Source organism: Nocardia abscessus (genome assembly GCF_015477775.1).
Taxonomy (GTDB): Bacteria; Actinomycetota; Actinomycetes; order Mycobacteriales; family Mycobacteriaceae; genus Nocardia; species Nocardia abscessus_A.
Genome location: NZ_JADLQO010000005.1, coordinates 72,194 through 92,766, shown reverse-complemented (window position 1 = coordinate 92,766; position 20,573 = coordinate 72,194). Strand labels below are relative to the sequence as shown.

General features: G+C 71.1%; 1 protein-coding gene (cut by a window edge). It reads right to left on the bottom strand.

All coding sequences use genetic code 11. The annotated features are described in order from the left end of the window. Positions 1–20,573, bottom strand: the 5' portion of a protein-coding gene (locus IU450_RS15600; protein ID WP_195150520.1) for a hypothetical protein. The gene continues 14,992 nt to the left of window position 1, outside the view; the window shows 20,573 of its 35,565 coding nt (coding positions 1–20,573); it begins with the start codon at positions 20,571–20,573; the stop codon falls past the left edge of the window.

The following is a 20,573-nucleotide window of genomic DNA, read 5'->3' as shown; positions in this document are numbered from 1 at the left end:
ATGACGCCCATCGCCCAGCGGCCCACGGAATTGCCGCCGCCGCGCACCCGCTCGCCGCGCATGTTCATGTAGACGCGCAGGTTGTCGCCGTCCAGCACACGCAGCACCCGGTCGACCCGGGCGGTCGAGTGGTCGGCCGGTGCCGGCTCGTCGCCGACCGGACGGTCCACGCCGACCTGTCCCGGCTTCCGCTCGCGCATCCAGCCGCCGTCGGCCTCGGACCAGACGTCGCGCGGATCGGTCTGCTCGTGCCGCAACCGCACCGCGCCGGAGTCGTCGACGTCCACCCAGACCCGGTCGGCGACCACATCCTCGACCGCCAGGGTGTGCCGCAGGGACGTTTCGGGCGCCTCGTCGCCGGTCACCCGCGTGAACCGGTCGCCGGTCTCCGCGACGAACACCTTCGGCGGTGATCCGGGCAGCCACGCCACCCGGTCGGTGAGCCAGCTGCCACCGGCCTCCCGGACCTGCCTGTCCATCAGGTCGTGCCCGACGCGCGCCGCGAGCTCGAGGGCCACCTGGTCCCGCGCCGCGACGGCGCGCCCACGATCGGCGGCCAGTTCGCTCAGCACCCGCACCTGGGTGTCGAACAAGGACCGCTGCTGCTCGCCGAGTTCGCCGCGCACGCGTACGAGCTCGCGCAGGTGCGCGAGCACAGCCGGGCGGTCCTGCGCGAGCGCCCGGCGGTCGAAGACGTTGTTCTCGGGATCGAATCCGTCCAGCCCACGGACCAATTGGTCCCACACCGCGTCGATGCGGCCGATCTCCCTGGTGTGGGCCGCGTACCTGCGCACGAGTTCCTGCGTGTCGCGCGCGGCCGCCCCGGTCGCGGGACGGTACTCGTCGGCCGCGCGTTCGTGCTGCTGCGCGGCGTCCCAGTCGCGGCCGTGGATGCTGCGCGCGCTGGTGCTCTCCTCTGTGGACCATGGCGCGTCGAACAGGTCACCGGCCAGCAGCGCTTCGACGCCCGCGGCTCGTCCGCGTTCGCGAAGCCGCTCGGCGTCCAGCGCCGGATCGGCCTCGCGCGCCCTGGCCACCGCCGCGTCGTAGGCGTCGAGGTATTGCTCGCGTACCGCGCGCTGGTAGTTCACCTCGACCGGCGCCAGTGCGGTCGGTCGTCCCGGATACCCGGCGTCCTCCAGCTGACGGAGGAATTCCGCCTGCCTGCCGGTCGCCACGGCATCGGCGCGCAACTGGGCCGCGACATATTCTTCGCGCGCCGTTCCCCGGATCCGCGAGGGCGTGACCTCCACCTCTCCGGCGCGGATCACCTCGGTCAGCGCGGCAAGCCGCACCAGTTCGCTCGCCAGCTCCACCTGCCCGCGGTCATGGGTGTCGATGAGGATGTCCATGGTGCGCCGATCGAAGGCGTCGGCCTCGCCGATCTCGTCGCCGAGGTCGGCGAACCGCACCCGGGCGCCCTCCGCACGCAGCACCTGCGCCGCCTCGCGACCGACGGCGGAGTGTTCGAGCAGTTGCCACACCTCGGTCGCGGTGACGTCGATCCGGCTCAGCTGCCACAGGTCTTCGCTGCGGACGTCTGTGCGCTCCGGCTGGTCGGCCGTGCGGTCCGCCTCCGGCGCGTCGTCCGGGGCCGGTTCCCGCTGGTTCTCGTCTTCGGTCCGCGGCTCGATGTCGTCCGGCGTCGCGCGAGTATCCACACCGGTGAACTCGGGCTCGGTGAAACGCACAGTGGGCGCGGTGTTCTCGCCGGAATCGGCCGCCTCCACGCGGACTTCGGTGAAACCGTGTTCCGCGGCCAGCTGAGCGAGGAAGGTATCGAGCACCGCTTCCTCGGGCGTCCGATAGAGATCAGTGCCGTCGGCGGGAAGATCGCCTTCCCGGCGCCACTCACCCCGGATCTCGGTCACCAGGTGCCCGAGTTCGTCCATCGCGTCCCGGAACATGGTGGCGCCGTCGGCGGGCTCGGTCTTCGGGTGCATCCGCAAGCGCAGAACACCCTCGCTGTCGACGGTGGCGTAGATGCCGTAGTCGTCGGGACCGCGCAAGAAGTAGACCTTGTTGTACTCGCGGACCACGGTGTGGCCGTCGTCGCCGGGGGGTGTGGTGAAGTCCGGCGACTCGGACGGCGGCGGCGCGGGAGCGAGGTCGCGCGCGTGTTCGCGCACCTGCGCCAGCCGTTCCATGACCAGGTCGTGCCATGCGGCGCGGCCGTAGCGCTCGAACTCCGGCCGCAGCGCGGCGACCCGTTCGGTCAGGATGTCGACGGCCTCGCGGGTGAGCGCGTTGTCGCGGTAGCGGACGTTTCCGTGGTCGTCGCGGCCGAGGAATCCTTCGGCGAACGGGCTCACGGCATCGCGGGCCTCGGCGCTGTTCTCGAAGGATCGGCTGTGATCGATACCGGCGAGCTGACGGTCCGGCCCGGCGAGCCATCCGAGGCGGTCCCGGTCCGGAAGGCGCACGAGCGTGTCCAGCAGCCCGAGGGCTCGGCCGGGAAGCGAATCGGCGTAACCGAGTTCGTGCGGATCGGCGAAGTCGCGATGCCGGTCTCCGGCCGGTTCACCCGCCATCACCTGCTGGTAGACGACGGTCGGCTCGTGCAGCACCGACTCCGGCACCGGCGCGTCGACGGCGCGGCCGAGCACCCCCGTCAGCACCTCGGCGACGGCGTGGCGAGGATTGACGACGATCTTGCGGATCAGTTCGGTGCCGTTGCCGAATCGGACCAGCTCGACGCGCCGGGCGCTGTGCATCGAATCGCCCTCGCGCAGCACGGTCACCTCGGCCTCGCCCGAGGCCAGCGCCTCCGCCACGATCCGGTCGAACGAGCGCTCACCATGGGCGGCATCCCAGGCGTCGCCGTAGAAATCGGCGTAGGTCTGGTCCGGTCCGAGGAGCTGGGCGTCCAGCAACGGACGCAGCGCCTCGAACGCGGCCGCACGCGCCTGATCCTCGTGCTGCTCGGGCCAGGCGTTCGGCTCGGCCGCTTCGGCGGCCGCGTGCGCGGCGTCGTAAGCCTCGGTGTACACCCGCTCCAGCTCGGTTTCCGGGATGTCGTGCCCGGCCCGCAGCTCGCGGATCGCGGCGAACTCCATGAGGCGCGCCGCGGTCTCCAGGTCGAGCATCGCGCCGACGTAATCGCGGCGCGAGGACTGCGTCCGTACGCGAGCGGCGTCGGGCATGTCCGGCGCGTGGGCCAGGTCGGCGAGCGTGCCACCGCGCACCAGCGCGAGCATCTGTTCGGTGTCGGTCAGCCCGGGATCGAGAACCAGCCGCCGTTGCGCGGGATAGTAGCGATCCGGCGCGCCCGATTCGTACTCGATCCGCACCTTGTGCGTGGTCAGCGCCCGGTCGATCTGCCTGCCGAGCTCGGTCCTGGCCAGCTCCGCGCGGAGGTTGGCGGTCCGCTCGGCCGCCGCGGTCGCGGCCAGGTCGCGCGGCGTGGCCTCGCCGATCGGCTCACTCGGCGCGATCCGCTCCGGCTCGGCCGCTCGGACCAGCACGCGGCCGAAGTCGTCGATCTCCACCTCGAGGAACCTGCGATCGACGTCGTCCCGGCCGAGCAGCGCGGCCGCGAACGGGTCGCGTTCGGCGTCCCGCATAACCCGTTGCTGGTCACCGGCTTCCGCGGCGATCACCAGCCGGTCCGGCTCGCCAGGAACATAGGCGAGGTGATCGGTGAGCACCCGCGCGCCCGGCTCGCCGCGAACCGCCGAACCCAGCACGCCACGCGCGGCCAGCGCGGCAAGGCTGCGCCGCTGTCCCTCGAACCGGGTCTCGGCCTGATCTCGCAGATCCGCCAGGTCGGCGAGCACGCGCAGATCGTGCTGCCTGCGCCGCAGCTGTGCGCCGCGATCGGCCTGAGTGGTCGTGTCCAGCTCGGTCTCGGCCGCCCGCAGCGCCCACTCGATCTCCGAGCGCGAGACCGCACGCGTGCCGAACATGGCTTCAGCCTGTCGGGCGAACTCCGCGGCAGCCTCCCGCGCCCGCAGCCCGGCGTCCTGACGGTTCAGCGCACCCTGCCACAGTTCGTCCGCGGTCATCGGCGAGAACGGATGGTGCCTGCCCGCGTCCACCGCGCCGTCCCGGCCGATATGGGCCTCGTCCCAGATGTTCCCGTAGTAGTCGGCGTAATTCCGGCCGTTGTTCCATTCGGTCCGGCCGAGCGGCTCGCGCAGCGCCGCGACGCCACGATCGTGGGCCTCGGCGCGCGTCCCCGCATTGTCCCAACCCCGGTCGGCCAGTTCCTGCTCGAACGCCTCCCGGTAGTGCTGCTCGAGCGGATGCTCCGCGATGTCGTAGCCGAGCGACCGCAGTTCGGCCGCCAGCCGGAAGTGCCTGCCGCCGGCGGCGGCTTCCTCCTCGACCATCGCGTCGACGAATTCCTGGCGCGTCATCGCGCGGATGCGCTCGGGGGTGTTCGGCGTCGTGCGCTGCAGATGACGTTGCGCGTGCAGCGATTCGTGCGCCAGGGTCAGGGCCTGCTGCACGTGCGAGTTGCCCGAGGTGAAGGCCAGCGCCGCCAGCTCGCGGCGCCGGAACTCGCCGGTCCGCCCGTCCGGCGCGGTTTCTTCGAAGCGAGTGCGGATCGGGCCGTTGTCCAGGCTCGCCAGGATCTGTTTGCCGAAGTCGGTCTGGCGGAGCAGATCACGGACCTGGTCGTCGGGGGTGTCCAGCACCAGGCGGTCGTTGGTCGGCGCGTCGACGTCCGCCCCGACCGGATTCTGCGCGTGCCGCAGCAGTAGGTCGTGCAGCGCGCGCACGGGTTTGCTCGCCGGGCCCTCGCCCAGCTGGTCGCGCATCACGACCTCGGCGAACGCTTCGGCCACCGCCTCGTGATCGTTCAGCAGGCCCTCGTCGTCGAGGCTGTATCCGCTGAGTTCCCGCAGCCACTGGCCGAAATCGCCGTCGGGGTCCTCGGCGGCCAGCTCGAGCAGCAAACGCTCGGCCCGCATCCGGGCGGCCAGGCCGCCTGCGTGATCGAGCGCGTGACCGTATTCGTGCACTGCGACGGCATAGGCGGGCCGCCGCAGCATCATCGGCTTGATCTGGTCGTTGCCGACGGCGTTGTGCACCGCGGCACGGAAGCCACGCGCGCTCGTCGCGTGCTCGTAGCTGAAGACGATCGCTCTGGTGAACACCGCCTTCGTGACCTGGTCGATCTGCCCGTCGGCCCACCCCAGCTCGCCCCGCTTCAGATCACCGATGCCGACACCGCGCAGGTCGACGTGCGGGAACCGCTGGTACATGTCGACCATGGCCCTGGCGTATTCCCGCACCACCTCGGGGTCGAGACCGGGCAGGTCGAAGCCGAACACCTCGAACTCGGGTTCGTCCATGGCTTCGCGCAGCAGATTCCGCAGCCGCTCGCCGACCTCGTGCGGACCGAGCGCCGACCACTCGTCCGGGCCGGGGACGCCGAGCGCCTCGGTGTCGGGCAGGTCCGCGGCGATGTCCTCGGGCGGATGTGCCGGGCGCGCGGACTCGTCGGCCATCCGGTCCCGGTCGAGGTTCGGGTGGTTGGCCCCGTCGGTGGACCGATCGTCGCGGCGCAGGCCATCGCCTTCCGACGGACCCGGCCTGCCCGGCGTGAGCCGATCGATGAACCGGCCGAACCTGCTGCGCGGTTGACCGCGATCCGACAGGTCCGCCGAGCCGTCGTCGAGCAGCTCGATGATCCGGGCGATCAGCTTCTTCCGATCGGGCGCCGCCAAACCCTGGAGATGCGTGGCCAGCACGTCGGAGTTCGATCCGGTCGACACCGGTGCGGGCACCCGCCAGCCGCCGTTGCCGTCGGGTTCCAGATGAATACTCAGATGCGTTGCGCCGACCTGGAAGACCTCCAGCTGGTGATGCGACGGGCGGCGGATACCGGGGTCGCTCGGCAACGGGATCTGGCGGGTGTACAACCGATGGGCGACCTCGGCCGGATGCGGCGGTGTCAGCGGCGGGTCGGCGTCGGCCGCCGTGCGGTGTCCCGCCTCGTGGAAGCCCTCGACCAGCCTGCCCGGCACATGCCGGCCCTGGCGGCGGGTGCCGCGGGCCTGCTCGGCATCTTCGGAGGTGTAGAACGCCTCCGGGCCCAGCTGTTTCAGCCACTCGTCGAATCCGAGACGGGTCCGGCCCTCCGCCCGGTAGCGCAGGTAGTGCGCCAGCATCTGCGTGCGCGCCTCGTCCGTGCTCGGGTGGCGGTACTGCCCCTCCGCCGCCGTGACCGTGATGTGGTGCATGGTCGGTAGGCCACCGGCCCCGCGCACCGCGTTGCGGTAGTCCAGGTAGTGCGACCGGTCCCAGAGCACATCGGCGAGTTCCGGGTGACTCGCCGCCAGTTCACGCAGGGCGTCGATGTGCTGACCGGGCTCGGCGACCACGACCAGGCGCGGACGCCTGCCCGGCTCAGAGTCGGCCGGATACCGCGCGACGCGGTCGCTGAGCCGCTCGGGCTGCGGGTGGCTGCCGAATTCCTGGTCGAGGACGCGCCGCGCGAGGTCGGCGTCGTCGGGGCGGCCGATCTCGCGGTTCGGCGTGTCGTCGGCGAAACCGTCGGAGTCCGGCGTGATCGCGTCCACGGGCGTCTTCGGATGACCCCACCGCGACTCGTCGTGATCGCCCGCGGCGCGGACCACGTCGAGGGCGATCTCGGCCTTGTCCGATCCGACCCGGCCGAGATAGCGGCGTACCGCCTCGCGGCCCGCCCGGTAGGCGACCTCCTCCGGCGGCGGTGCCGCCGGGTTGCGCCGATGCGCCTTGTCCGCCTTGGTGTACGCCTTGTCGTACGCCTCGGTGTACGCGCGTTCGGCCGGGCTGACCGGGACGTACTCGCCCAGAGCACGCAGCTCGCGCAAGGATTCGATCTCCAGCGCGATGTGTCCGGCGCGCTCGGCGACGCGGGCCGGGGTGTCCTCGCGGGACGCCGGGGTATCGGTTCCGGCGGCGCGGTCGGTCGGCACGATGCCGTGCGCGCGGTCCCACGCCGCGCCGAAATGGTCGCCGTAGCTGCGCCAGTCGACCATCGGGCCGAGGTTGTTCAGATGCTCGCGCACGGCACGCACACCGGCGCGGAAGGCGGCCCGGTGGTAGAGCGGGTAGGACCGGACGACGCCGGACTTCCAGTATGTCTTCTCCGCGTACTTCAGCGCGTCGTCGTAAGCCTTGGCGTAGGCGCGTTCCAGGTCGTCGACGCCGATCCGGTTCAGATCGATCTTGCCGGTGAAATCCGCGTTCCCCGCGTACATCAGGGCGTACGCCTCGGCCATCCGATCCAGCATCAGGTCGACGTACTCGTCGCGGGACATGGCCAGCCGGGCCAGCGGTTCGCCCGCGGCTTCGCTCACCTGCTCGGCCAGCCGTGCCGCGCGGATGAGTTCCGCGGCATGCCGGTCGGCTCCGCCGTCGGATTCCAGCACAACGGTATTGGTCACCGGGTCATAGCCCGCGGCCGGGCGCAGGCCGTAGCGGCCGCTGTCCAGACGGACGATGCTCGCCTCGGACTCGGTGGTGAACCGGATGTCCACGCCGAGCCGACCCAGCAGGTCCGCCGCCCATTTGCCCTGGTCACTGCCGCGCAGTGCGCGCAACGCCCGGTCGAGCAGCATGCCCGCGTGCTCGGTGATCGTCAGCGGGTGCGTCTGCTCGGCCCTGCGCGGAAGCGGATCGGGCTTCCCATCGGTCACGGGCGCGTCGGCGGCATCCCGGAATACCTGCGGGACACCGGATTCGTCGAGGTGGACCCGGATGCCGGTGGGTGGCGGATCACCGGCCCTCGCGGCCCGATCCGACAGATCCCGCGCGACAACGTCGGTGATCTCGCCGAGGAGCCGGGCCCGGTCCGCGCTCGCGCGCGCGTGCTGAGCGGTCAGTTCCGCGAGCAGCAGCACATAGCTGGTGCCGTTCCAGATATCGATGCGCTCGGAGCGTTCCCGGAACAGGTCGAGAATTTCCTGCCGGGTGGACGGGATCTCGTCGTCGGGCAGGTTGTACGCATTCTTCAACCGCCGGAACGCGCGATCCCAGTCCGCCTCGATGCGCGTCAGCTCGCGCCGGGCGGCCGACTCCGCCCGCTGGAGTCGCTCCAGCTCGCGGGCCGTCGCGAGATCGGAGGGAGCGTATTCCTCCGCTGCCTCGGGTGTGCGCGGGCGGTGCGCGGCGTCCCACTCCTCGCCCGCTTCGTGCCGGGCGCTCAACCCGTCGCGTGGGTCCTCCCGCGAATCGAACCGCGGGTCGGCCAGCAGCTCGTCCACGCCTGCCGCGCGCCGCTGTCCGAGCTCCGGGGTCGAATCCGGTTGGCGCGAACCCGCGTCGAGCACGTGACGCAACTGCGCGTCGGCCCCGGCCAGCACCTCCTCGAGGTCGATCACCCGCAGCGCCGCCCGCTCCAGCTCCGCCAGGCGGTCCTGCCGGGCATGCAACTGGTCGACCCGTGTGGTCCGGCCGTGCAACTGCTCCAGTGTGTCGGTCAGCGCGGCTCGCGTTCGCACATCCGCTTCGCTCGCCAGGCCGCGTAGTGCCTCCGCGCGCCGGGCACGCGCCGCGTCGACCTCGGCGGCCACCGCGTCGCGCCGAGCGGTCAATCGGGCCGCTTCCGCGTCTCGGATCGCTTGGCGCGACGGCTCAATTACCGGCGGGCCATCCGTCCGATCGACGCCCCCGGTCGCGTCGAAGGCGTCCAGATAGGCCGCTTCCAGCGCGCTGCGCTGTGCGGCATCGACCAGATCGCGCACCGGCCCGCCGTGCGGGTCGTAACCGGCTTCGCGCATCTCGCGGTGGAATTCGGCTTGGCGGCCCAGCGCCTCGGCCTCCACGCGCACGCGCGCGGCGACGTGATCGGCCCGGTCCAGCTCGCGGATGCGGGCCGGAGTCACCTCGAGCCTGCCCTCGACGACCGCTCCGGCCAGCTCCGCGGCCCGCACGACCGCCGCTGCCTGCGCCAGTTGGTCGCGCCCGCGGGTGCCGATGAACACTTCCATCGTCCGCCCGTCGAACCCGTCCGGCTGTCCAGGACCGTCGCCGGATTCCTCGAACCGGATCGCGGCGCCGAGATCACGCAGCCGGGTGAGCGCCTGCCTGCCGATCTCGCTGCGCGCCAGCACTTCCCGTACCTCGGCTGCGGCGATATCGATCGGCCGGTACTGCCAGCCGGCCGGTTGCCCTTCGTCCGGGCGCACGAGGTCGCGCACGACGGGCTCGTCACCACCGGGAGCGCCGGACTCGTCACCACCGGAAGCGACGGGCTCGTCGCCGCCCAGGCTTTCGAGATCGGCGGGTTCGGCGTGCGGTGCACCGGGTTCGCGTCTCGGTTCGTCCCCGCCCCCGGGCTGCTCGTCCTCCACCCGAATCGCATGCCGCTCAGGAGCCCTCGGGGCTTCGGCGGCACTGCCTTCGACTCCGCCCGTCTCGTTGCGGAAAAACAACCGCTCCAGCCGGAGCCCGTCGAGGAACCGGCCGAGCCACCCGCGATAGCCACCGCGGGCGACCGCTTCGCGCAGCAGGTCGTAGGCCACGCGCACGGGCTCACCGACCCGGCCGCGCCCACGCGATTCCACCTGGGCGAACGCCTCGGCCAGTGCCTCCGCCGGGTTGAGCAGTCCGGACTTGTCGAGGCTGTACCCGCTGAGATTGTCCTTCAGCCACGCGAGGTAGCCCTCGGTGGTCGGTTCGCCCAGGTGCTTGGACATGTAGTGGTCCAGCAGCGCGGCGTCGAGTTTGCGCCGGGCGTAACCGCCACTGGTGATGTCGAGAATGTGGCCGAACTCGTGCAGCGCCATCGCATGGACGGGCCTGTGCGCGGCGCTCGGCTGAAGCCAACCGGATTCGACGCCCTTCTCCACGTCCTTGCGGAATTCCGTCGCGCTCGCGGCGTAGTGCGCGTTGATCAGCAGAGCGTCCGCGAATGTCTTCCGGTTGCCCCGCTCGATCCCCTGCCCGGTTTCGGCGAACACGCCGCGCGGCAGGTCGCCGATGACGATCCGGCGCAGGGCCGCCCGCGGGAACCGCTCGAACATCTCCACCATCGACCGGGCGTATTCCCGCAGCACCTCGGCATTGAGGCCGTCCCGGTCGAAGCCCGTCACCTCGAACTCGGGATTGCCGGTGATCCGCCGCAAAGTCTCCCGCAGCTTCTCCCCCACCTGCGCGGAGCCGAGCCGCGACCACTCGTCGTCGAACGGCGCGCCGAGCAGCCGCGCGTCACCCTCGACCGCGTCGACCAACCGGTCGTACAGCATCCGGACGGGCTCGGCGACGTTGTCGCGGCCGTGCGCCACCACTTGGACCAGCGCTTCGGCCAATGCCTCCGACGAGTCGAGTCCGCTGGACGTCAGGCTGTAGCCGCTGAGGTGGCTGCGCAACCAGTCCAGGAAACCGTCCATCGTCCGGTTGTCCGGGTGGTTGTCCATGTAGTGGTGGAGCAGCTGGTCCTCGGCCCCACCCCTGGCCGCGTTGTCACCCGCGTCCTCCAGCGCGTGCCCGAACTCGTGGACGGCGATCGAGTACGCGGGCCGCCGCAGGACTGCCGAGGAGTGCAGCCCGTCGTCGACCCGGTCGGTCATCGTCCGCCGCAAGTCCTGCGCGCTCGCCAGGTATTTCGCGCTGATCGTGATCGACTTGGTGAAGGCGTGTCCGTTCTCGTATCCGGAGTTCGCCTCCGCGATCACCTTGCCCGCCAGGTCGCCGATACCGATACGGCGGATGTCGACCTGCCGGAACCGGCCGTGCAGGTCGACCATTGCCCGAGCGATCTCGCGCACCGCCTCCGGGTTGAGACCCTCGCGGTCGAAGCCGAACACCTCGAACTCGGGATTTCCCGTCACCTGCCTCAGGTGCTCGCGCAACCGCTCCCCGACCTCGGCCGGGCTCAGTCTCGACCACTCGTCGTCGGCCGGTGCGCCGAGCAGTTCGACGTCGCGGGCGTGCGCCGCGGAGTCCGCGTCCGGCGCGCGGTGCGGCGGCGCGGTGTCGCCTGTCCGCTGCTTCGAGTTCTGCTGCGCCACGGGCTCGGGATTCGCGTCCTCGCTGAGGTGTCTGGTGGCCCGCGCGTCGGGCAGCGTCCCCTGGATGAGCACCTGGGCGAACTGGTCCGGCAGGTCGAAGATCGGCTTGAACTTCCACGACGCGCCCTCCGGCGGCAACCCCGTGCGCCATTCCAGGATCACGCCGTCGCCGTTGGTGAAGGCCTCCGCCGAAGATCGCGTGCGCGACCACGACGTGGTGTCGCTCTCGGCGGCGCGACGCTGACCGATGTGCTCATCGGCGGACAGGTTCACGGTTCCCCTCGGCACCGCGCGACCCGAAATCGCCTCGGTGTAGGCCGGATTGACCGATCCGTCGGGCAGCAATCGGGGGATGCCGCGGTAGAGCGGTGTCCCACCCTCCGGCAGATTGCCCTCGAACAGGACATCCCCGTCGCGGCCGATCGAGTCGTCGGGTCCGCCGAGCAAGTCGGGCCGCTCATCGATCGGCCCGTCCCAATCGGGACGCCACGAACCATCCGGACGCCGCGGCTGATCCGGCGTGCCCGGTTCGTCCGCCGCCCGCCCCGGCGTCGACGGCGGGTCGGACGGAGGCCCGCTCGGTCGCACCCCGCCCGCGGCTTCAGGACCGTCCTCCCCGGGCTCCCGCGCGGCCTCGGCAGCTTCCCACTCCGCATCCATCCGGCGCATCCGCTCGACGGTCGCCTCGAGATTCCCGAGCATCCCGTCCAACTGCTCGCCGCGCACTACCGGTTCCGCACCCGAATCCCGCTGCGAGCCGGACTCGTCCGACAATTCGGGCGCGCGATCGGCCGCTTCCCAGTCGGCGTCCATCTGACGCATCCGCTCAACTGTCGCCTCGAGCTCGGCGAGCATGCCCTCCAGGACCGGATCCCGCACCGACTCCGCGGCCGGAACACGCTGAGAGTTGGACCCTTCCGGCTCGTCCGGTCCTGCCTCCGGCACGGGATCCAGCGCAGCCCTCGCCTCCGCGTCCATCCGACGCATCCGCTCGACCGTCGCCTCCAGATTCGCCAGCATCCCGTCCAGCACGGCATCCCGTATCGGCTCGGCATCCGAATCCGGACGAACGCCCTGCTCATCCGGCGCAGGGTGGGACGCGGCTTCCCACTCCGCATCCATGCGACGCATCCGCTCGACCGTCGCCTCGAGCTCGGTGAGCATGCCCTCCAGCACCGGATCCCGCACCGCGTCCGGAGGCCGCTGTGCGGCAGAGGTTTCCGGCGACCGCAGCCCGTCGGTCAGATGGGCGGGTAGCGGGGGCGCATACGGGATGTCGGCGCGCCAGTCCGACAGCGGTGGGCGGCGATCGTCCCAGTGCGGCCCTTCGAGCCGCGCTACGGCCTCGTAGATCTCGTGCCAAGTGACGTTGTAGTCGCTCTCCTCGCGGAACCTGCGCGCCAGCTCGGACCACGCGTGCGCGTCGGTGATGAGCCGGAAGTCCTCGGGCACGGGATCGCCGTCGGCGAGCCTGCCCCACGCCTCGGCGACATGGGCCAGCCGATCCAATTGCCGCCACTCGAGCTGCCCGGTGTCCGGATCGAGCATCAACAGCTCGTCCTCCATCAGCAGCTTCTTGATCTGCCGCAGGTCGTCCGCGGTGAGATCGGGCGTGCTCGCGCGCATGTGGTCGTTCAGGGCGGCGCGCAGGGCATCGGCATCCGCACCCTCGACCATCACGTCGACGACGTCGCCGAGGATTCGCCGTCGCTGCTCCGTATCGAGCGGGCCACCGAAGTGTCGCTCCAGTACCGCGTCCGCCACATCGATGGCGTCGCGCAGCCGGGCCACCTGCGCGTCCAGATCGCCCGTGGGGTCGAGCGCGGCATGCGGCAGCACGCGGCGGCGGAGTACATCGATGACCTCCCGCGCGGCCGCATCGCGCTCCCGCTGGTGCTGCTCGCGCACCCGCTCGGCGATCCGGTCCACGTCGTCGGCGTCACCGAGGAAACGCTGGTACTGCTCGTCCGTCCAGCGCTGGACGCGAGCCCAGTCCTCGCGCCGCTGCCGCGCCCGGTCGCGCAACTGCTCCGGGGTGCCTCGGTCGTCGGTGACGTCGTCCGCCTCGACGGGACGGACGAACGGCTGGTGCTCGGACTTCGGCGCGCGGAACCACGGATGGCCCTTGAAGCCGGGGCGGAGCCGGCCCGGGTTGTCCCGATCGGCGAACCAGGTGAACCCCGACAGCTTCGCCGTCTCGATGATCACCCGCATCACCTGCGAAATCGCGTCCGCGAACGGCATTTCGTAGGTGGGGATGTTGTTCGGGTTGGCCGGTGAGCCGCCACCCACGATGTGCGGCAGCAGATCCTGGTTCACCGGTTGCGGCGGCGGGGGGCTGTTCGGATCACGGGGCGTCGGTTCGGGCGGCGGCGGGTCGGCGAGCCAGTCGTGCACCGTCGCCTGGATCTGGTCCACGGCCCAGCTGCTGACGCCTTCCGGCAGGTCGCGTTCCTTGTAGTCGTGCTCGGCCACGCCGCGACGGTTCTGCCGCCAGTCCGGCCGGGACGGATCGACCTGCTGCCACTGCCCGTTCGCGGCCCGCCACATCGCCATGTCCAGGCCGCGCGGCGGCGTGCCGCGGTCCCTCGCCCCGAAGCTGCCGCCCAAGTGACGCAGTTGTGGCCCGGCCAGGTCTCCATCGATCGTCCAGTCGCCGACCCGGTTGGAGGTGACCCGGCGGTACTCCACCGTGACGTCCGGCCGCATCATCGCGCGCGCCACGGCTTCGGAGGAGTGCAAGGCATGCTGCAGCGCCAGATCGTGGTCGCTCATGCCCCGATCGGCCGAGGGCGTCAACGGTTCCCGTGGTCCGTAGACGATGATCCGGGGCGGGTCGCCGTCGACCACGCCGACCCAGTCGGTCTCCATCCGGCCCCCGGCGGCCTCGATGTCCCGGTGCCCGGCGCCCGCGAGCTGCGCCATCCGGTCCTGGATCCGGCCGATCCGGTTGTGCGCCTCGTCGACCTCGCGGGCCACCTCGTCGAGCATGCCGATCTCGGCGGACCGGTCGGGATGATCCGACCCGAGCCGTTCGATCGTCTCCGCCAACCGATCCGGGCCGAGGGCGGCCTCGTCGACCATCCCGTGCTCGTCCACCGAGCCGAGCCGCTGGGCCAGATCGTCCCGCATGCCGCGCCGCGGTTTGATCCGCAGCAGCTCGCGGGCGCGCTCGGCGGCCGCTCGATGCTGCTCGGCAAGGGTCTCCGCCAACAGCGGCCTGCCCTCGACGGCGCCGTCGCGGACCAGTTCCCGCAGCTGACTGTCGACGACCGCGATCCGCTCACGCAACTGGATGACGTGCTGGGCGGCCTCCTCCAGCTTGTTCAGATCCCGCAGCCGCCGCGCGCGATCGGCGGCCGAGCGCTGTTCGCTGACCTGCCTGCCCGCTTCCTCGCCCAGCGGAGCGATGTCGACGGTCCGGCGGGCGGCCGCCTCGTCCAGCCGCCGCATCGTGTCGGCCAGCGATTCGCGGGTGCCGAGGGCCCGTTCCGGATCGGGGACGTCCATCAGCCTGGTGATCCGGTCGTCGCGCTTGGCCTGCCAGAACTCCATTTCGCGGGTGAGCCGGTTGCGTTCGGCCAGCATCCGGTCGTACTCGCGGTTCGCCCATTCCGTGGCCGCGGCGACATCGCCCGGTTGCCGCGCGCCGTCCTCGTTCGACGGCTCGTTCGCCGCCGACTCGTCGTCGCGGTTGTTCGCGCCGTCGTCCGGTTCGTCCGGCGTACGGGCGGGCGGATCGGCGGGCGGTTTGTTCGCCCCGCCGTCGGCGGCCGAGGTCTGCGGGGGTTTCGCCGCCTCGTCGGTGGAACCATTGCGGGCCAATGGCGCGACCTTGCGGTCGCCCGGCTCCGGACCGCCGTCCGGCTCGTCGGGTGCGGGAGTGGTCCGCGGCGGACCGTTAGGTCCATCGCTCGGCAGGTCGACGTGGTCAGGCTCGAGCGACAAGGGCGCGTCACCGATGTCCGGCGGTTCGGCGGCCAACCGGGTCAGCAGGTCGTGTAGCGCACGGGCGGGGGCGCCGGCGGGGGCATCGTCGTCGCCACGGAGCACGTGGTCGGCGAACGCCTCGGGAAGCGCCTCCTCCGGCCGCAGGTTGCCGTCGCGGTCGAAGCTGTGGCCGCTGAGCTGGTGCAGCCAGTCCTCGAAACCGAGATCCGGGGGGTGGGTGTCGTCGTCCCGATAGCGCTCGTACAGGTATTCCTCGGCCCGCTGGCGCGCGCTCTGCTGACTCGCGTAATCCAGCGCGTGCCCGTATTCGTGCGCCACCACGGCCCGCACCGGACGCCGCAGCACCTCCGGGGAGAAGCGGCCGTTGTCGACGCCGAGCTGCATCCGGTCGCGGAAGGTCTGCGCACCGGTCGCATGGTCGTAGCTGAGGATGATCGACTCGGTGAACATGCGGCCGGCGGCGTCCAGCCGCGGCTGCGCCATGCCGATCACTTGAGGCGGCAACCCACCGATCCCGATGCTGCGCAGGTCGACGCTCGGGAACCGGCCGACCAGATCAACCATCGCCCTGGCGTATTCCCGCACCACCTCGGGGTTGAGACCCGGCAGGTCGAACCCGAAGACCTCGAACTCGGGATTGCCCATCTCGGTGCGCAGGTGCTCCTGCAGCCGCGCACCTACCTCTTCCGGATTCAGACGCGACCAGTCGTCCTCGCCAGGTACGCCGAGCAACTCGGCGTCGCGAGCGGCCGCGTCGCTGTCGCCGGCCTGCGGGGAAAGAGCCGATTCGGCGGCATCACGGGCCGATTCGTCCGCGTTATGGGCCGATTCATCGGCATCGCGAGCCGACGCGGCGTCCCGTGCCGATTCGTCGGCGTCCCGTGCCGGAGCGGCAGCGTCACGAGCCGGGGTGGCGTCCGGTGCCGGAGCGGCAGCATCGCGAGCCGACGCGGCGTCCCGTGCCGGAGCGGCGGCGGCGTTCGCGTCGCGGGCCGGAACGGCGGCGGGCGGGACCTGATTCGGCGTCCGCACCAGCGCGGGCGATTCGATGCCGCCGATGACATCGATCCGCACGAGCTCACCGTCGCGTTCGAGATTGAACTCGCTGACGGTCACATCCCCGTTCTTGGCGACGTGCACCAGGTGGTATTCGACCTCGAGCGTGCCGTCCCGATGCGCCGCGAGCAGTTCTTCCCGCGCCCGCAGCAGCGCCCGCCCCGCGGCACTGTCCGGATCGACGCCGCGCGCTCGCATCTGCTCCGGAGTCTCGGTCAGAATTCGCCGCAGATTCTTGTCGATCGCGGCCGTGCGGCGCAGATACTCCGGCGAACCCTGCTGCGCCTCAGCGACTTTGGAGCCACCTAGCTGCGAACCGACACCCTTGGCCTCGATCACCACCAGCCTGGGCGGCCCACCGTCCACACCGGGGACCAGCACCGCGATGTCGACGGTGTCGGCGCCATCGATCGCGCCGACGAAAGGCGACAGCAGCACCGCGCCCGGCCGCTTGTCGGCATCGAGCGCGAACGCTTTGCCGCCCAGCTCGCCGAGCGTCTTCGACGCGTTCACCAGCAACGGCCCGAGCCGGTTGAACTCCGCTGCGTTGCGCTCCATCTCGGCGAGGCGATCCAGTTTGGCCAGCTTCTCCGCATCGCTCAGCGACGACTCCAGGATCGCGGTTTCCAGATCCTGCACCCGCGGTTGGAGCTTCTCCTCGGCCAGATCGCTGATCTTCTCGATCCCGAACTCAGCCATGTGCCGCTTGACCGCGTCATTGGCTTTGTCGCGTTGGGTCTGCAATGTCGCCCGCTCGGTGACCACCTTCGCGATCTGACGGGCGATCACCTCATCGACCACCGCGTACGAGTCCTCGGGTCCGGGATCGGCCAGGAACCGGTAGGGCCGCTTCGTCAGATGATCGGGGAGGAATTCCTTGGTCAGCGCGTCGTGCAGCCGGAAGGTGTCGTCTCGGTAGGTCTCCGGAGCGTCGTCCCGGTGATGCCATGTGCCGTCCGGATCACGGTAGGAGTCGGGACGATCACCCAGCTTGTGCAGCAGTCCGTCGGCGTCGCGGTACATGCCGGCCGGAACGTCGTCTGCCCCGTGCTCCGACCGGTGCTCGGCCTCGTCGGACTCACCGAGGAAGTCCGGTGACTCATCGAGTGTCCGGCCGCGCTGGGGCTGCGCCGAGTCCTCGTCCACAGAGCCGCTGCGGTCCAGCGGCGGAACCTTCCGATCGCCCGGCTCCGGCACGTCGTCGGCAGCGCGCGGCGGCACCCTCCGATCACCCGGCTCCGGCACGTCGTCGGCGGGCCGCCCCCCGGCGACCCGCCACCAGGTGTCGGCATTCTTCCGGTGTTCGCGGGCATGCCATTCCGCCTGCGATGCCCGCAGGCGCAACGACCGTTTCGTCACTCCTTCCGGCAGGTCCGAATCATCGATGCGGTCCACCAGGTCGCGCAGGCGCCGCGCCTGCTCGGCTTCCCTCCGGGAGTGCATGTCGGCCATCTCGGCCCGCATCCGCGCCCGGAACTGCTTCGGCGTCTCGTCGCTGCGCCGACCGGCGATCTCGCCGTCGCGGCCGTAGATCGGGCGGTCGTCGGTCGGGCGCACCCGCGGATCGGACCCGCTCGGAGGCACCGTCTTGCCCTGACCGTCGAACAGGATCGCCGACACCGCCCGGAGTTCCGCGGGCACGTCCGGCGGGAAGCCCCTGCGCATCTCCGCCCCCGGGTCGGACACCTCGATGCGGAATTCGCCGGTGTCCGGGTTCATTCGGACGGTCAGGGTGTACGCGTGAGCGCCGACTCCGTGCTCGTCCACCGGGCCGGCGTATTCGTCCACCACAAGGGCGCGCGGTGCACGGCCTTCGGCGATATCGCGCGGATCCATCCCCGCGGCCATGCGCAGCAGTTCGTCGGCGACGCCCTGATGACGGGACTGGTCCGGCCCGCCGTCCGGGTAGTCCCACAGGCGTCCGCCCGCGGCCTGCTGGATGTCACGCAGTGACATGCCACCCTCACCGACCGGTTCGTCCGGCGGCCGGATGGTGTCGCTTCCGGTGGCCTGCTGGATCTCCTCGAGGGAGAGCCGGGCGCATTCCCCGCGGTTTCTCGGATCCCGCTGTGGTTCATCGGGTTCCGAATCGTTCCGGGAGGTGTCGTCGGAATCCCTGCGACCATCGGTCTCGGGACCTGGTCGGCGCGCCGTCCTGGAATCGCCGGAGTCACCGGCGACCGGCAACAGGACCGGTTCGGCAGCGTCCCGCCTACCGTCTTCGGACTCCGGAGTACCGCGAGATCGCGACGTCTCCCCCTCGGACCGGTCCGCACCAGCCTGGCGTGTCTCACCAGGCGGCCGTGTCTCACCAGTCGGCCGGCTGTCACCGGTCGCCCGCGCCTCACCTGTCGGCCGTGTCTCACCTGTCGGCCGTGTCTCACCACTCGGCCGTGTCTCACCAGTCGGCCGCGTCTCACCAGTTGGTCGACTGTCACCAGTTGGTCGACTGTCACCGGTCGCCCGTGTCTCACCACTCGACCGCGTCTCACCAGTCGGCCGACTGTCACCGACCTGCCGGGTCTCGCCGGTTTCACGCCTGGATTCGGCTCGCGGCGCCTCGGAGTCGGCCCGGCCCGCCTGCACCGCGGCCCTGTCTCCGGTCGCGGCGGGGCGATCCGCGACACCGGCCCGGGCCCTGTCGACGGGCGTCTTGCGAGCCCCGTCCTCCGGCGTGGCAGGTTGGGTGCGCGGGTCCGCGGACGACGCGGTGCGTGCGTCGCTCGATCCGGGCGAAGCGGGCGACGCGGATGTGGCCCCCGGCGCCACACCGCTCGACGGAGGCGCGCTCGCGGTGGTCGGCCCGGCGGGCGGTGTCGCCGCCGGGCCGGTCAGCGGGACGCCCGCGACCGGTGTCACGCCTGTCGGCGGCGTGTCCGACACCGACCGCGTCTCCGGGTTCTGCACACCGTCGACGGTGCCGCGCTGCGTGCCCGCTGGGTCCGTTACGGCGCTGTCCTGCTGTCCGGCAAGGATGTTCGGCTCCTCGGACCGGTCGGTACCGGCCTGGCGGTCGTGCCTTCCTTCGTCGGCGAGCCCCGCGCCGGTGTCGGACGTGGAGCGCTCACCGGACGAGGACTGCTCCCCGGACGACGCACGCTCACCAGACGAAGACTGCTCACCCGTTGCGGACCGCTCCCCCGGCGAAGACTGCTCACCAGACGAGGACTGCTCCCCAGACGACGCACGCTCTCCCGACGACGCACGCTCTCCCGAGCCACCGGGCTCACCGGACGTTTGCGCCGAGTCGGACTCACCGTTGCGCGCGGCCTGGTTCCCGTCCGACCGCGTCCCATCGGCGTCGCCGTTCGAAACCTGGTCTCCGCCAGTTGAAGTGGGGCCGGAACGCGATGCGTCCGAGCTCGCGGGGCTCGTCGAGGTATTCGTGCCGTTCCCGGCCGCGGCGGGCATTCCGGCGCGGGGAGCGCCCGCACCGTTCGACGCACCCGGACTGTTCGACGTACCGGCGGGGTTCTGTGCCCCAACGCCGGGAGCCAGGCCGCTGCCGTCGCCCGCACCGGGCGCGCCCGCACCGTCGGGCCGGAAACCCACTCGCGGGCCGCCCACGTCGGCGAAGAGATTGTCCAGGCGAGTTCCCAGATCGGGCCGGCTCATCGTGGTCGGCATGATCTTGTTCCACATCTGCGCGGAACCGACCTTGGCGACGCTGGTCATCGCGCCGTTGGAGGCGCCTGCGGTGAACATCCGCCAGTCGACCGGGGTGTTCCCCAGGTTCTGCAGCGCCTTGTCCAACCCGTCCGTGGCCACGTCGAAGCCGAACTGCGTCGCGGTCGCGGCTACGAAACCCGCTCCCGCTCCGGCCAATCCCGCCGTGGTCCCGGTGATCGCGCCGTGCAGGAACGGATTGAAGTCCGGACCGAATCTCCGGGTCAGCGCATCGCCCACCTTCTCGCCGAGCGGTCCGGCCGCGGCGCCACCCGCCGCGGAGCTCACGGCGGTCACGATGACCTGTTCGACGTTGATGTTCTTGCGGTGCCCCTGCTCCACCTGGTAGGCCTGCACGCCCAGTTCCTGCATGGTGCCGAGGATCGTGTCGATCGCCATGTGCCGGAGCAGGAACCGCACGAACCGGTTCGCGACGATCCGCCCGACCCGCTGGATCACCGCCTGCACCAACCGCTGGCCGATGATGCGGACCGCGATCCGGGTGAGCGCGATCGCCGCCGCGTCCACCGCGGGCTTGAACGGACCGGAGAAGAACGACGCCGCCAGCTCGGCCGCCAGCAACGCCAGCGACGACCAGTACATCAGCTTGCCGTACTCGATCTCGGTGCCGACGTCGTAGGCGCCGTCGCCGATCTCCTTGAAGTAGTCGGCCAGCTTCGACAGCGTCTGGTCCTCTTGCGGATTGCTGCCGCTGAAGGTCAGGAAGCTGTCGAAGGCCTTGACCATCTCCTCGTAGCCGTCGCCCGAGGGATAGGCGGTCATCGACGCGCTCTTGGCCGCCTCGATATCGGGAATCACCGAGCGCAACTCGGACGCGGCGGTACGCCAGTCCCCGCCCAGCCCCCACATCTGATCCTCGTTGCCCTCGGGCCACTCCATGCCGACGATCGGCTCGAGGTACTTCAGTGCGGCAGGCAGCTCGATAGCCAT